The 12992-nt window shown below is 71.4% G+C and carries 13 protein-coding genes; 9 read left to right on the forward strand and 4 right to left on the reverse strand.

Features of this window, described 5'->3' with window-relative positions; translation table 11 throughout:
• Positions 1 to 198: 198 nt before the first annotated feature.
• Complete coding sequence (locus tag ABD352_RS14465; protein ID WP_344612849.1) at positions 199 to 753, reverse strand: DedA family protein; 555 nt, start codon at positions 751 to 753, stop codon at positions 199 to 201.
• Positions 754 to 788: 35 nt separating this feature from the next.
• On the opposite strand from ABD352_RS14465, the gene ABD352_RS14470 reads away from it, so the two are divergent.
• A complete protein-coding gene (locus ABD352_RS14470; RefSeq protein WP_344612850.1) occupies positions 789 to 1178 on the forward strand; it encodes a DnaJ family domain-containing protein in 390 nt (129 codons plus the stop codon).
• 124 nt (positions 1179 to 1302) lie between these two features.
• Here the strand turns inward: ABD352_RS14470 and ABD352_RS14475 are convergent, their stop codons facing one another.
• The 3 genes from ABD352_RS14475 to ABD352_RS14485 are packed head-to-tail and all read right to left on the reverse strand — an operon-like array spanning position 1303 to position 2903.
• Positions 1303 to 2205, reverse strand: a complete 903-nt coding sequence (locus tag ABD352_RS14475; RefSeq protein WP_344612851.1) for a hypothetical protein — start codon at positions 2203 to 2205, stop codon at positions 1303 to 1305.
• Positions 2205 to 2519 (reverse strand): PadR family transcriptional regulator, encoded by a 315-nt coding sequence (locus ABD352_RS14480; RefSeq protein ID WP_344612852.1) that lies wholly within the window; start codon positions 2517 to 2519, stop codon positions 2205 to 2207. Before ABD352_RS14480 ends, ABD352_RS14475 begins: the two co-directional genes overlap by 1 nt.
• Before the next feature lie 15 nt (positions 2520 to 2534).
• Positions 2535 to 2903 carry a hypothetical protein gene (locus ABD352_RS14485; RefSeq protein ID WP_344612853.1) on the reverse strand — a complete coding sequence of 123 codons (369 nt, stop codon included), beginning with the start codon at positions 2901 to 2903 and terminating at the stop codon, positions 2535 to 2537.
• A 550-nt stretch (positions 2904 to 3453) separates the two neighbouring features.
• On the opposite strand from ABD352_RS14485, the gene ABD352_RS14490 reads away from it, so the two are divergent.
• From ABD352_RS14490 to ABD352_RS14525, 8 genes are all read left to right on the forward strand, one after another.
• Entirely contained in the window at positions 3454 to 4551 is a 1098-nt protein-coding gene (locus ABD352_RS14490; RefSeq protein ID WP_344612854.1) for an ROK family transcriptional regulator, read from the forward strand.
• A gap of 91 nt (positions 4552 to 4642) precedes the next feature.
• Entirely contained in the window at positions 4643 to 5944 is a 1302-nt protein-coding gene (locus tag ABD352_RS14495) for an ABC transporter substrate-binding protein (RefSeq protein ID WP_344612855.1), read from the forward strand.
• Between the two features lie 2 nt (positions 5945 to 5946).
• A complete protein-coding gene (locus ABD352_RS14500; protein WP_344612856.1) occupies positions 5947 to 6867 on the forward strand; it encodes a carbohydrate ABC transporter permease in 921 nt (306 codons plus the stop codon).
• Positions 6864 to 7685 (forward strand): carbohydrate ABC transporter permease, encoded by an 822-nt coding sequence (locus tag ABD352_RS14505; protein WP_344612857.1) that lies wholly within the window; start codon positions 6864 to 6866, stop codon positions 7683 to 7685. The genes ABD352_RS14500 and ABD352_RS14505 overlap by 4 nt, the downstream gene beginning before the upstream one ends.
• Positions 7682 to 8923, forward strand: a complete 1242-nt coding sequence (locus ABD352_RS14510; protein ID WP_344612858.1) for a 6-phospho-beta-glucosidase — start codon at positions 7682 to 7684, stop codon at positions 8921 to 8923. The genes ABD352_RS14505 and ABD352_RS14510 overlap by 4 nt, the downstream gene beginning before the upstream one ends.
• Complete coding sequence (locus ABD352_RS14515) at positions 8920 to 9900, forward strand: N-acetylglucosamine kinase (protein WP_344612859.1); 981 nt, start codon at positions 8920 to 8922, stop codon at positions 9898 to 9900. The genes ABD352_RS14510 and ABD352_RS14515 overlap by 4 nt, the downstream gene beginning before the upstream one ends.
• A gap of 317 nt (positions 9901 to 10217) precedes the next feature.
• Positions 10218 to 10769: a TetR/AcrR family transcriptional regulator gene (locus ABD352_RS14520; RefSeq protein ID WP_344612860.1), complete on the forward strand. Its 552-nt coding sequence runs from the start codon at positions 10218 to 10220 to the stop codon at positions 10767 to 10769.
• Between the two features lie 22 nt (positions 10770 to 10791).
• Positions 10792 to 12969 carry an MMPL family transporter gene (locus tag ABD352_RS14525; protein ID WP_344612861.1) on the forward strand — a complete coding sequence of 726 codons (2178 nt, stop codon included), beginning with the start codon at positions 10792 to 10794 and terminating at the stop codon, positions 12967 to 12969.
• Positions 12970 to 12992: the final 23 nt, after the last annotated feature.

The following is a 12992-nucleotide window of genomic DNA, read 5'->3' on the forward strand; positions in this document are numbered from 1 at the left end:
TTCGGTCACGCAATGCACTCGTGCGGTGACATATCGTAGCCAGCGTTCGGCCGCTGCGGGCTTGGCGCTCGACGCCCTCAGCTCTTGCGCGCACGGCGCCGATCGACCGTTGCGGGCGCAGCGCCGATCGACCGTTGCTGGCGCAGCGCCGGCCGACTTTGCGCGCGGCGCCGACCGGCTTTGCGCGCGCGGCGCTGATCAGCTCTTGCGGGCGCGGCGCTTGACGAGGTACCAGATCAGGAAGCCGACCACGACGACACCGATCCCGATGGCCACGGGCAGCCGGTAGCGCTCGATCCGCCCCAGGTTGTTGCCCGCCACCGCGCCCACCGTGACCCACAGCGCGGTCCACAGCACGGCGCCGATCCCGTCGCGGATCGCGTACTGCGCCCAGGGCAGCCCGGTAGCCCCGGCCAGCAGCCCGTTGGTCTGGCGCAGCCCGTCGATGAACCGGGCCACCACGATGATGTTGCGCCCGCGGGTGGCCACGAACCGCTCGGCCTTCTCCCCCCGCTTCCCGAGCCGCCGCATCAGCGGCCGCCCCGCCCGCCTCCCGACCAGGTACCCGAGGTTGTCCCCGGCAGCCGCGGCCACCAGCGTTATCGCGACGACGGCGGTCAGCGACATGTGCCCGTGCGCCGCAAGGGCCGCCGCCGCGATCACCACGCTCACCGCGGGGGTCGGGATGCCCAGGCCCTCCAGGAGCACGAGCAGGGCGAGGGCCGGGTAGCCGTACCGTTCGAAGTGCTGCATCGATCAAGATCCTGCCAGGAGTACCGTTGGGGGCAATGACCAGCTGGTATGAATCCCACATCGACCGGCAGATCCGCGAGGCCCAGGAGCGCGGCGAGTTCGACGACCTGCCAGGGAAGGGCAAGCCCCTGCCCGATCATGGCGAACTCTACGACGAGGACTGGTGGCTCAAGGACCTCGCCCGGCGGGAGCAACTGTCGTCAGGCATCCCGCCCACGCTGCGGCTGCGCCGGGAGGTCGAGGACCTGCCGGAGGACCTCGTGCGCTTCCGCACCGAGGAGTCACTGCGGCGCGCCGTGGCCGACCTCAACACGCGGATCGAGCGCGCGCGGCGGGGCCTGATCGAAGGACCGTCCACCATCCTGCGGCCGCTCGACCCGGAGGAGCTCGTCGCGGCCTGGCGCCGCGCCCGCGCCGCCCACTGATCCGGCGCGTCGCGTTTTTGCTGACCGTTGGTTCAGCGGCCGCTGACCATGAGGCTGGCGGCGAGCGCTGTCAGCACGGCGACGGCGAGGATGATCAGGGTGAGGCGCACGGTGGTCATGGGGTTCACACCTCCTGCGCCGGGTCGGCGGCCGGTGTGGGTGTGCGGCGTACCAGGTAGCCGGCGAGGGCGGCGGCAGCCCAGCCGACCATCGCGATGATCAGCGTGCCGACCGCGAGGTCGACGATGTTGTTGCCGAGGCGGTCGCTGACCGTGCCGCGGACGGTGAAGCCGCCGTCCTGATCGGGTGGTCCGCCACCGCCGAGGATGGCGACCGCGACGGTGGCGTACAGCAGCCTCAGCAGCCCGGCGCTGAGGGCGGCCAGGCGGGCGACGCGGCGCCCCGCGGCCGGATCACGCCGCCACAAGGTGCCGGCGGCGCCGACGGCGGCGGGCACCGCGATCACGGTCACCCACTGCTGCCACGGCTTCGGGATGAAGCTGACCTGGTCGACCGCGGTGAACCCGGACAGCACCAGCCCGACCAGGGTCGCGAACACGCCGCCCAGCAGGCCGGGCAGCGCGACACCGGGCCGGCGCAGCAACGCGCTGGCGCCGAGCAGGTACCCGACGCAGATGATCCCGGCGACCCCGAGCGCGATCCAGTCACCGGCGCCGAGCCGGTAGTCGACGGCCAGGCCGGCGTAGAGCGCGATGCTGGCCGCGGTGATCCCGACCATCGCCCAAAGGCCGGCGGCGGCTCGGCCCCATGGGGGCAGGATCAGCGCGGCGCCGGCACAGCCGAACGCGAAGCGCATCCGCCGCCAGCGGCCGTCCAGGTGGCCGAGTTCGCCGAGCATGGCCTGTCCCCATTCGGCCCGCTGCTGGGACAGCAGCCCGACCGCCCAGCGCAGCAGCCGCAGCGGCGCGTCCTCGGTCGGGCCGTCCAGGAACCGGCGTGGGTTGCGGCGGTACAGCGCGATCGCCACGGCGATCGGCATCACCAGGAACACGATGAAGAACGGCACTACGCCTCACTCAAACGGCGGCGGGTGTGGGCGGCGCTACGGTCGTGGCGAGCGGCGATCAGCGCGGCCACGAAGTCGCGGCCGGCGCCGGTCAGGCGGTACAGGTGCCGGGGCGGCCGGCTGCCGACGCTCGGCTCCCAGGACGTCTCCAGCAGGCCGCGGTCTGCCAGCCGGACGAGAATCGGGTAGAGCGAACCCGATTTGAGGTGCACCTCGGTGACCAGGTCATAGCCGTAACGCCACCGGGCCGGTTCGGCGGCCAACGCCAGCAGGACTTTGACCGTCTGCGGCGATGGGGGGCGGTTACGCTGCACAGCCGATAACTCTACTCATGTAGCTATTAGCGTCAAGGTGCCGGCGCGCAGCGCGGCCGCGCGCTCGAGCACCTCAACGGCGGACCGCACGTCGGCCCCGACGGCCTGCCAGGCCTGCGCGGCCCGCTCCAATGCATCGGGGTCCCAGAGGTCGTCCACGACCACGTCGGCCATCGCGGGGCCCTCACGCCGGGCCCGGCGGGACCCGCCAAGGCCGTCGCGGGCGAGGTCGTCGGCCTCGGCGTAGGCGAGGGCCGCCTGCACCGGCCGACCGGCGTCGCCCTCCAGAACCTGCACGTGGGTGCCGATCCCGGCCTGGGCGTCGAACTGCAGCGCCGCGGCCACCCGGGCCGCGCCGCGCACGGCCGGGCGTAGCCGCCGCACTCGCCCGTGAATCCGCGGGTCCCGCGAAGAACGCCACACGGCAGATCTGGATGCAGCCGCGCGGCGCAGATGGGTGCAGATCGCGGCCTGGGCATCCAGCCGCAGCGCCGCAGCCACCCCGGCCGCGCCGGACGAGGCCGGGCGTAGCCGCCGCACCCGCCCGTGAATCCGCGGGTCCCGCGAAGAACGCCGCACGGCAGATCTGGACGCAGCCGCGCGGCGCAGCGATGCAGGCCGGTCGCAGATTCGGGCGGTTCACGACATGTCGGGCGCTGGCGCGCCACGACATGTCGGATTTATACCCCGACAGGCGGCAAGACCGCTTTCCCATTCTCTCGCGGTACATCGGCGCGGTATGTCGGATTTACAGGTCGCCAGGGTATAAATCGGATAAGTCGTGGCGCGCCAGCGCCCGACTTATCCGCCCGATCTTGGGCCGCGAGCCGCGGACCGCCGCCGCAACGGACGGCATCCCATTGACATCACCCGTGACGGCACTTACCTTTCCATCAACTGTTAGTCAGTCTGCCTATTAGTTGAAGGGGCGACAGTGGCGGTCGGCGGATCCTCCAAGCTGCTCAAAGCCCTCAACGAGGCGGCGGCCCTCGGGCACCTCCTCGACCACGGCGAGCTCACCCGGGCGGAGCTGCGCGCCCTCACCGGGCTGTCCAAGCCGACCGTCTCCGAGGCAATCCGGCGGCTCGCCGACGCCGGGCTGGTGGCCGGCGTCGGGCACGAGACCGGCCGGCCCGGGCCGAACGCCGAGGTCTACGCGGTCAATCCCGACGCCGCGTACGCGGTCGCGCTGTCCGTGCGCGACCACGCCCCGGCGCTCACGGCCGCCCTGCACGACCTGCGGGGCGTCGAGCGGGCCCGGCTCGAGGCGCCCGTCGACTTCTCGCGCACCGACCCGGTGCGGGCGGTCGAGGAGGCGATCACGAGTCTGTGCGCGGCGGCCGGCGTGGACCGCGGGCCGATCGCCCACGTGCAGCTCGCGGTGGCCGGCGCGTTCGACCCGCGCGACCGGGTGATCCACCACGTCGACGTGCCGGGCTGGAGCCGGCCGGGGCTCGTCGACGAGCTGCAGGAGCGGCTGGGCACCGTGGTCGACGTCGACAACGACGTCAACCTCGCCGCGTTGGCCGAGCGGGCACACGGGGCGGCACAGGGCGCGGAGGCCTTCGTACTGCTGTGGCTCGGCGACAGCGGCCTCGGCCTCGCGATCGACCTAGCCGGCGTGCTCCTGCGCGGCGCGCGGGGCGGCGCGGGCGAGATCGGCTACATCCCGGTCGGGGAAAGCGACTTCCACGACCTCGTCGGGCCGGACGCGGTCCGGGCGCTCGCCGCGCGGTACGAGACCACCGGCGAACTGCTCAAGGAGCTCGCCGGCCGGATCGTGCTCGGGCTCGCGGCCGTCGTCGCGGTCCTCGACCCGCCGCTGGTCGTCATCGGCGGCGAGCTCGCCCGGGCGTACGGCGAGCCGCTCGGGGACGCCGTCACCAAGGCCATGTCCCAGGCCGCGCCGCTGGAGACGGCGATCGCGGTCAGCACCGTCGACGGCGACGCGCCGCTGCTGGGCGCGGCCGACGCGGCGGTCTCCGCGGTGCGCGAGTCGATCCTCGCAACACTGCGCCAACCCACCCCCTGAAGACGACACTGCGCCAACCCACCCCCTGAAGACGACACTGCGCCAACCCACCCCCCGAAACCCTGAAAGACCTGACAGAGGAGTCACCCCCTTGCGTCGTCTCCTTGCCATCGCCGCCGCCGTCGCGTTGACGGCCGCCTGTACCCCAGGGCCGAAGGACAAGCCGATCGCCGACCCCGGCGCGGAGGTCTCCGGCACCGTCGAGTTCTGGCACTTCTTCACCGACCGCGAGGCCGAGGCCATCGACGCGGTCGTCAAGGACTTCCAGGCCAGCCACCCGAAGATCAACGTCGTGGTGAAGTCCGGCCAGGACGACTCCAAGATGACCCAGGCGATCGGCGGCGGCCAGGGCCCGGACGTCGGGCTGTCGTACTCCACCGACATCGTCGGGCAGTTCTGCTCCTCCGGCGCGTGGCTGGATCTGGCGCCGTACATCGCCCGGGACAAGGTCTCGATGGACGGCTTCCCGGCCACCGTCAAGCAGTACACCGAGTTCAAGGGCAAGCGCTGCGCGATGCCGGTCCTCGCCGACGCCTACGGCCTGTACTACAACAAGAAGATGTTCGCCGAGGCCGGCATCTCCGGCCCGCCGAAGACCCTCGACGAGTTCGCCGAGGACGCCAAGAAGCTCACCAAGCGCTCCGCCGACGGCACCATCACCACCGCCGGCTTCCTGCCGCTGTTCGGCTTCTACGAGAACACGCCGTCGCACCTCGGGCCGATGGTCGGCGCGCAGTGGCTCAAGTCCGACGGCTCGTCGGCCATCGGCGGCGACACGGCCTGGCCGCAGCTGCTGCAGTGGCAGAAGTCCCTTGTGGACTGGTTCGGCTACGACAAGCTGGAGGCCTTCCGGGCCGGGCTCGGCGACGAGTACTCCGACGCCAACGCCTTCCAGAAGGGGCAGGTGGCGATGGCGATCGACGGGGAGTACCGCATCGCGTTCGCCAAGGACCAGTCGCCCGACCTCGACTTCGGGGTGGCGCCGATGCCGGCGTCCACATCGGACCGCTACGGCGCCGGGTACGTCACGGGCAACGTCATCGGCATCTCCAAGACCGCCAAGAACCCCGAGGCGGCGTGGGAGCTCATCAAGTACCTCACCACGGACACCAAGGCGATCGTCAAGCTGGCCAACAGCTTGAAGAACATCCCGTCCACAAAGGACGCCCTCGCCTCGCCAGATCTCAAGCTCGACGCCGAGTTCAAGACCTTCGTGGACATCTTCAACAACCCCAAGACCACGACCACGCCCCCGTCCTCGGCCGGCCCGGCCTACCAGGAGACCTTCCAGACGTACTGCGACAGCTGGCAGAGCGGCAAGCAGACCGACCTGAAGTCCGGCCTCGCCGACGTCGACAAGCAGATCAACTCCCTGCTGCAGCTGGGCGGCTAAACGTGCATCACCGGCTCCGCCACACGCTGACCGTCGCCTCGTTCATGGCACCGGCGACGGTCGGCATCGTGGTCTTCTTCGTCTACCCGCTGCTGTCCGCGGTGTACTTCTCGTTCACGAAGTTCGACCTGCTCACCACGCCGGAGTGGGTCGGCCTGCGCAACTACCGGCACATGTTCGCCGACTCGTTCCTCAACACCGCGGTCCTCAACACGCTGTGGTTCGTGGTGTTCATGGTGCCGGCCCGGATGCTCGGCGGCCTCGGCAGCGCCCTGCTGCTCACGAAGTTCAAGAAGAGCACCGGGTTGTACCGCACCATCTTCTACCTTCCGTCCCTGGCGCCCCCGGTCGCGGCCACGCTGGCCATGGTCTACCTGCTCAAGCCCGGCGTCGGCCCGGTGAACACGACGCTGGCGCACCTGGGCATCCAGGGACCGCTGTGGTTCAACTCCCCCGACTGGTCCAAGCCCTCGCTGGTGCTCCTCGCGGTGTGGAGCTGCGGGGACATGATGGTGCTGTACCTCGCCGCGCTGCTCGACGCGCCGACGGCGCAGCTGGAGGCGGCCGCCCTGGACGGGGCCAACGCCTGGCAGCGGTTCCGGCACGTCACGCTGCCGCACATCCGACCGGTCGTGGTGTTCACCGCGGTCATCGGGGTGATCACGACGCTGCAGTACTTCACGCAGGCCGCCGTCGCCGCGTCCGCCGCCAGCGGGCAGGCCACCACCGGCGCCGGGATCTCCAGCACCTTCGGCTACCCGGAGGGCTCGACCTTCACCTATCCGCTGTGGCTGTACGTGGTCGGGTTCCGCTACGGGGCGCTCGGCTACGCCAACGCCCTGGCCGTGGTGCTGTTCGTGGTCGCGTTCGCCGTGTCGTTGCTGCTGCTTCGCCGTACCATCAACCCGGAGACCGCCTCGTGAACACCAAGCTGATCTGGGTGGCCAAGCACAGCCTCGCCATCGCACTGTCCATCATGTTCATCGCGCCCGTCGCCTTCCTGCTGCTGACGTCGGTCATGAGCGACCGCCAGGCGCTGACCTCGTCCTACTGGCCGTCGTCGTGGCACCTGGAGAACTACTCGGACGTGTTCGCCCGCACGCCGATCCCGCGGTACCTGCTCAACACGGTCCTGTACGCGGGCCTGGCCACCGTGTTCATGCTGATCTCCAGCGTGCCGGCCGCCTACGCGCTGGCCAAGCTGCGCTGGCGCGGGCGCGGGGTGGCGCTCGTGGTCATCGTCTGCATGATGATGATCCCGCCGCAGGTGACGACCGTGCCGCTGTACCTCATGTGGGCCAACTACGGCCTCACCGGCACCCTCTGGCCGCTGGTCCTGCCGATGCTGTTCGGCGACGCATTCTCCATTTTCCTGCTGCGCCAGTTCCTCGTGACCATCCCCGGCGAGTACCTGGACTCGGCCCGCGTCGACGGCTGCGGCGAATGGCGCACCCTCCTGCGGGTAGTACTCCCCATGGCCCGCCCCGGCATCGCCGCCGCGGCGCTGTTCCAGTTCTTCTACGCCTGGAACGACTACTACGGACCACTGCTCTACACCAGCGAGAACGAGAACAACTGGACGCTCTCGCTGGGCCTGGCCTCGTTCCGCACGCTGCATCATGTGCAGTGGAACCTGGTCAGCGCGGCGACGATCCTGGCCCTCGTGCCCGTCGTCGCGCTGTTCTTCTTCGCACAACGCGCCTTCGTACAGGGCGTGACACTGACAGGAGTCAAGGGTTGAAAATCGCCGTCGTCGGGGGCGGGTCCACCTACACCCCGGAGCTGATCGACGGGTTCGCGCGGCTGGCCCCGTTCGCCTCGGAGATCGTGCTGCTGGACCCGGACGCCGCCCGCCTCGAGGTGGTGGGCGGCTTCGCCCGCCGCCTCCTGCGCCACCACGGCAGCGCCGCCTCGTTGCGCTGGACGTCCGACCCCGACGACGCCCTGCGGGGCGCCGCCACGGTCGTCATCCAGCTGCGCGTCGGCGGCCAGCGGGCCCGCATCAGCGACGAGACCTTCCCGCTCGTGTGCGACTGCGTGGGCCAGGAGACCACCGGCGCCGGCGGCTTCGCCAAGGCCCTGCGCACCGTGCCGGTCGTCCTGGACATCGCCCGCCGCGCCGACCCCGGCGCCTGGATCGTCAACTTCACCAACCCGGTCGGCATCGTGACCCGCGCCCTGCTCGACGCCGGCTACCGGGCCGCCGGACTGTGCAACGTCGCCATCGGCTTCCAGCGCCGGTGGGCCGCCGCGCTGGGCGTCGACCCGTCCGCCGTGACCCTGGACCACGTGGGCCTCAACCACCTGACCTGGGAGCGCGCCGCCTACGTGGACGGCGTGGACCGCCTCCCGGCGATGCTGGCGTCCAACCTGGACGACCTGGCCGCCGGCGTCCAGATCCCGGCCGAGGTGCTGACGTCGCTGGGCAGCGTCCCGTCGTACTACCTGCGCTACTTCTACTGCCACGACGAGGTCGTCACCGAGGAGCGCGGCAAGCCGACCCGCGGCGCACGGGTCTCGGAGATCGAAGAGCAACTGCTCCAGATGTACGCCGACCCGTCCCTGGAGGAGAAGCCCGCACTGCTCGGCGAACGAGGCGGGGCCTTCTACTCGGAGGCCGCCGTGGGCCTGATCGCCTCGCTGCACGACGACGACGGCGGCATCCACGCGGTCAACGTGCGCAACCGGGGCTTCTTCCCCTTCCTCTCCCCCGAGGCCGTCATCGAGACCACCTGCCGGGTCGGCTCGTCCGGCGCCGAGCCCGTCCCGGCTCCCCCGCTGCGCCCCGAGCAGGCCGGCCTGATCGCCGCCGTCTCCGCCTACGAGGAACTGGCCGTGGAGGCGGCCGTGAAGGGCGGCCGCGACCGGGTGTACCGCGCCCTGCTGACCCACCCGCTCGTCGGCCAGCACGACAAGGCCGCCCGCCTGACCGACGAGCTCCTGGCCGCCAACCGCGACCACCTGGCCTGGCTGTCGTGACCGCGCAGCTCTATGCGGCGGCCGACGGCGGGAACTCCAAGACGCACGTGGTGCTCGGCGACTCCGACGGCCGCATCCTGGCCCGGGTCGCCGGCCCGACCACCTCGCCGCACGTGCTCGGGCTGCCCGCCGCCGTCGCCCAGCTGGGCGCGCTGGTCGCCGAGGCCCGCGCCGCCGCGGCGCTGCCCTCCTCGATCGGGCTCGACCAGTTCTCGGCCTACATCGCCGGTGCCGACCTGCCCATCGAGGTCGAACGGCTCAACGCCGAGGTCGCCGGGCTCGCCCTGGCCGCGGTGTCCACAGTGGACAACGACCTCTTCGCGCTGCTGCGCGCCGGCACCGCGACCCCGGACGCGGTCGGCGTGGTCTGCGGCGCCGGCATCAACGCCGCGGGCCGCCGCGCGGACGGCGCGACCTCCCGCTTCCCGGCGCTGGGCCAGCTCTCGGGCGACTGGGGCGGCGGCCACCACATCGCCGCCCTCGCCCTGTACCACGCCTGCCGCGCCGAGGACGGCCGCGGCCCGGCCACGGCCCTGACCGACGCGGTACGCGCCCACTTCGCCCGCCCGAGCGTCGAGTCGGTCGTCATCGGCGTGCACCTCGGCGAGATCCCCTCGGCCCGCCTGGACGAGCTGTGCGAGCTGCTCTTCGCGGTCGCGGCCGGCGGCGACGAGGCGGCCACCCGGGTCGTGCGCCGCCTGGCCGACGAGATCGAGGCGCTGATCCGCGTCTCGGCGTCGAGGCTCGGCCTGCTGGGCTCGCCCTTCGCCGTCGTCCTCGGCGGCAGCGTGCTCACGGCCCGGCACCCGCAACTGCACGACGACCTGCTGGCCCGCCTGGCCCGGCTCTGCCCCCAGGCAACCGTCACGGTGCTGTCCTCCCCGCCCGTGGCCGGCGCGGCACTGCTCGCGCTGGACGCCTTGCACGGCGGCGTATGCCCCCCACGCGTGGAGGCCGCCGTCCGCTCCGTGCTCTAGTCGGCTTCCACTGTCACCGTCCGTGATCACTGCGGCACGGCTCAGGCAGGCCGCGTCCGGCAGGGCCGCGACCTCCGTCAGCGACCCCGCGCCGGTCGGCCCGCTCGTGCGAGGGTCCCGCACAAAGCCCGATCATGCAGGTACTTCGCCACCGCCGCGTGCCGATAAGGATGTTGTGCGCCTGTGAGGTGACTCTCAAAACTGGCCGATCGGTCAGCAACTGACCGATCGGCCAGTCATGCTGTGCCGAGACCCTGACCGATCGGCCAGGGTGGCCGAGAGTGACGCAGGCCGGGCCGGCGGGCGGAGGTGGAGCCGTGGTGCGCAGCAGCACCCGCGACGAGATCCTGGGCGCGGCGGCGCGCCTGTTCGCCACCACCGGGTACAAGGGGACCTCGCTGCACGACATCGCGGTCGAGGTCGGCTGCTCGAAGGCCGCGCTGCTGTACCACTTCGACAGCAAAGAGGCGATCCTCACGGAGCTTTGCGCGCCGGCGATCGCCGAGCTCGAGCAGCTCCACGCGCGCCTCGACGGCCTCGACGACGCGACCGCGCGGACGGCGGCGATCGAGGGGTTCGTCGGCCTTTCCATGCGGTACCGCAAGGAGATCCAGGTCATCTACGGTGACCTGCCGGGCCTGTTGCAGCAGCCGGCTTTTCAACGGGTACACCTCATGACCCAGAAGGTCTGCAAGATCCTCGCCGGGACGTCCGGGTCCCCCACCAGCGTCATCGCGGCCAAGCTCGTGCTCGCCGGGATTCCGGCGATCGCGTTCGGCATCGACCAGGAACTGCACGACTACTCCGATGAGGAACTGCGCGCCGCGCTCGTCGAGGCGGCGACGCGGGCACTGGCACCGCTCACCTAAACACCGTTAGGACACGAACGTCATGGCTACTGTGCTCTACCGGCTCGGCCGGGCCTCGTTCCGGCACCGCTGGGTGGTGCTGATCCTGTGGATCGTGGTGCTCGGGGCGCTCGGCGGCGCGGCCGCCGCGTTCAAGGGGCCGACCTCCAGCGACTTCACCATGCCCGGGACCGAGTCGCAGCGCGCGATCGACGCGCTGAAGCAGCAGTTCCCGGAGGCCAGCGGGGCCACCGGCACGATCGTGATCGCGGCGCCCGAGGGCGCGACCCTGGTCACCGACGCCAACAAGGCGGCGGTGATGGGGTTGGTGCAGGAGGCCAACAAGCTGCCCGGCGTGGTCGGGGCGATGGACCCGTACAGCACCCGGGCACTGTCCCAGGACGGCCGCTACGCGCTGCTCACCGTGCAGTTCACCAAGCGTGCGGACCAGGTGACGAAGGACCAGCGGGCCGCGTACGAGGCCACCGGGGCGACCGCCGAGAAGGCGGGCCTGCGGGTCGAGCACGGCGGCGAGGTGATGAACCACGAGCCCGAGGTCGGCGGCAAGGAGGGCATCGGCGTGGTCATCGCGCTGGTGGTCCTGCTGGTGACGTTCGGCTCGCTGGTCGCGGCCGGCATGACCATGCTCAACGCCCTGCTGGGCGTCGGGGCCGGCATGGCCGGGCTCTTCGCGCTGTCCAGCGCCGTGCACCTGACCAGCACCGCGCCGGTGCTGGCGCTCATGCTCGGCCTCGCGGTCGGCATCGACTACTCGCTGTTCATCTCCTCCCGGCACCGGCAGAACCTGGTCGAGGGGCACGCCCCGGACGAGGCGGCGGGGCGCGCGGTCGGCACCGCCGGCTCGGCGGTCGTCTTCGCCGGGCTCACCGTGGTCATCGCGCTGGCCGGCCTCGCCGTGGTGAACATCCCGTTCCTGACCGTGATGGGCCTGGCCGCGGCCGGCACGGTGGCCGTCGCGGTGCTGGTGGCGATCACGCTGCAGCCGGCGCTGCTGGCCTTCGCCGGCCAGAAGATCCTGTCCCGCAAGCAGCGCAAGGCGCTCACCGAGGGCGCGGCGCACCACACCGAGAACTTCGGCTTCCGCTGGGCCCGCTGGATGATCCGCCTGCGGGTGCCGGTGATCCTGGTCGGCGTGCTCGGCCTGGCCGCCCTGGCCATCCCGGCCGCGCACATGCGCATCGCCCTGCCCGGGGCGAGCGCCGGCCCGGCCGACACCCCGGCCCGCAAGGCGGCCGACCTCATCGACAAGGGCTTCGGGCCGGGCTTCAACGGACGGCTCGCGCTCGTGGTGTCCACCGACTCCCCCGACGTGACCAAGGCCAAGGCCGGTGAGGCCATCCAGACCCTCACCGGTACCGAGAACCTGCTCGCCGCCGCCCCGCCGAACTTCAGCCGCGACGGCAAGACCGCGCTGGTGGCCCTGATCCCGAAGACCGGCCCGACGGACGCGGCGACCGAGGACCTCGTCCACGCGGTCCGGGACAAGCTCAAGACCGTCGGCGGGGCCGACTTCGCGGTGACCGGGCAGACGGCGGTCGGCATCGACGTGTCGGAGAAGCTGTCCGACGCGATGCCGGAGTACCTGCTGCTGGTCGTCGGGCTGTCCGTGCTTCTGCTGATGCTGGTGTTCCGCTCGATCCTGGTACCGCTCAAGGCCGCCGCCGGGTTCCTGCTCACCGTGGGCGCCACGTTCGGCATCACGGTGATGGTGTTCCAGGACGGCCACCTCGGCTCGCTGGTCGGGCTGGATCAGCCGGGGCCGCTGGTGAGCTTCCTGCCGATCCTGCTCATCGGCATCCTGTTCGGCCTGGCGATGGACTACGAGGTGTTCCTCGTATCGCGGATGCGCGAAGACTTCGTGCACGGCGAGTCGCCACGGCAGGCCACGATCAGCGGCATGGGCCACGGGGCCCGGGTGGTGACCGCGGCGGCCATCATCATGGCGTCGGTGTTCGCGGGCTTCGTCCTGGTCGAGGACCCGGTCATCAAGTCGATGGGCTTCGCGCTCGCGATCGGCGTGGCGATCGACGCCTTCATCGTCCGCATGACAATCGTGCCGGCGGTGGTGTCGCTGCTCGGCCGGGCCGCGTGGTGGATCCCGCGCTGGCTGAACAAGATCCTGCCGAACGTCGACATCGAGGGCGAGAAGCTGCGCGAGCACCTGTCCGCGGAACCGGTCAAGGACCCGGTCTCGGTGTAGAACCCCGAACCATCCGAAAAGTC

Origin of the sequence: Dactylosporangium salmoneum (genome assembly GCF_039532525.1) — a bacterium.
GTDB lineage: Bacteria > Actinomycetota > Actinomycetes > Mycobacteriales > Micromonosporaceae > Dactylosporangium > Dactylosporangium salmoneum.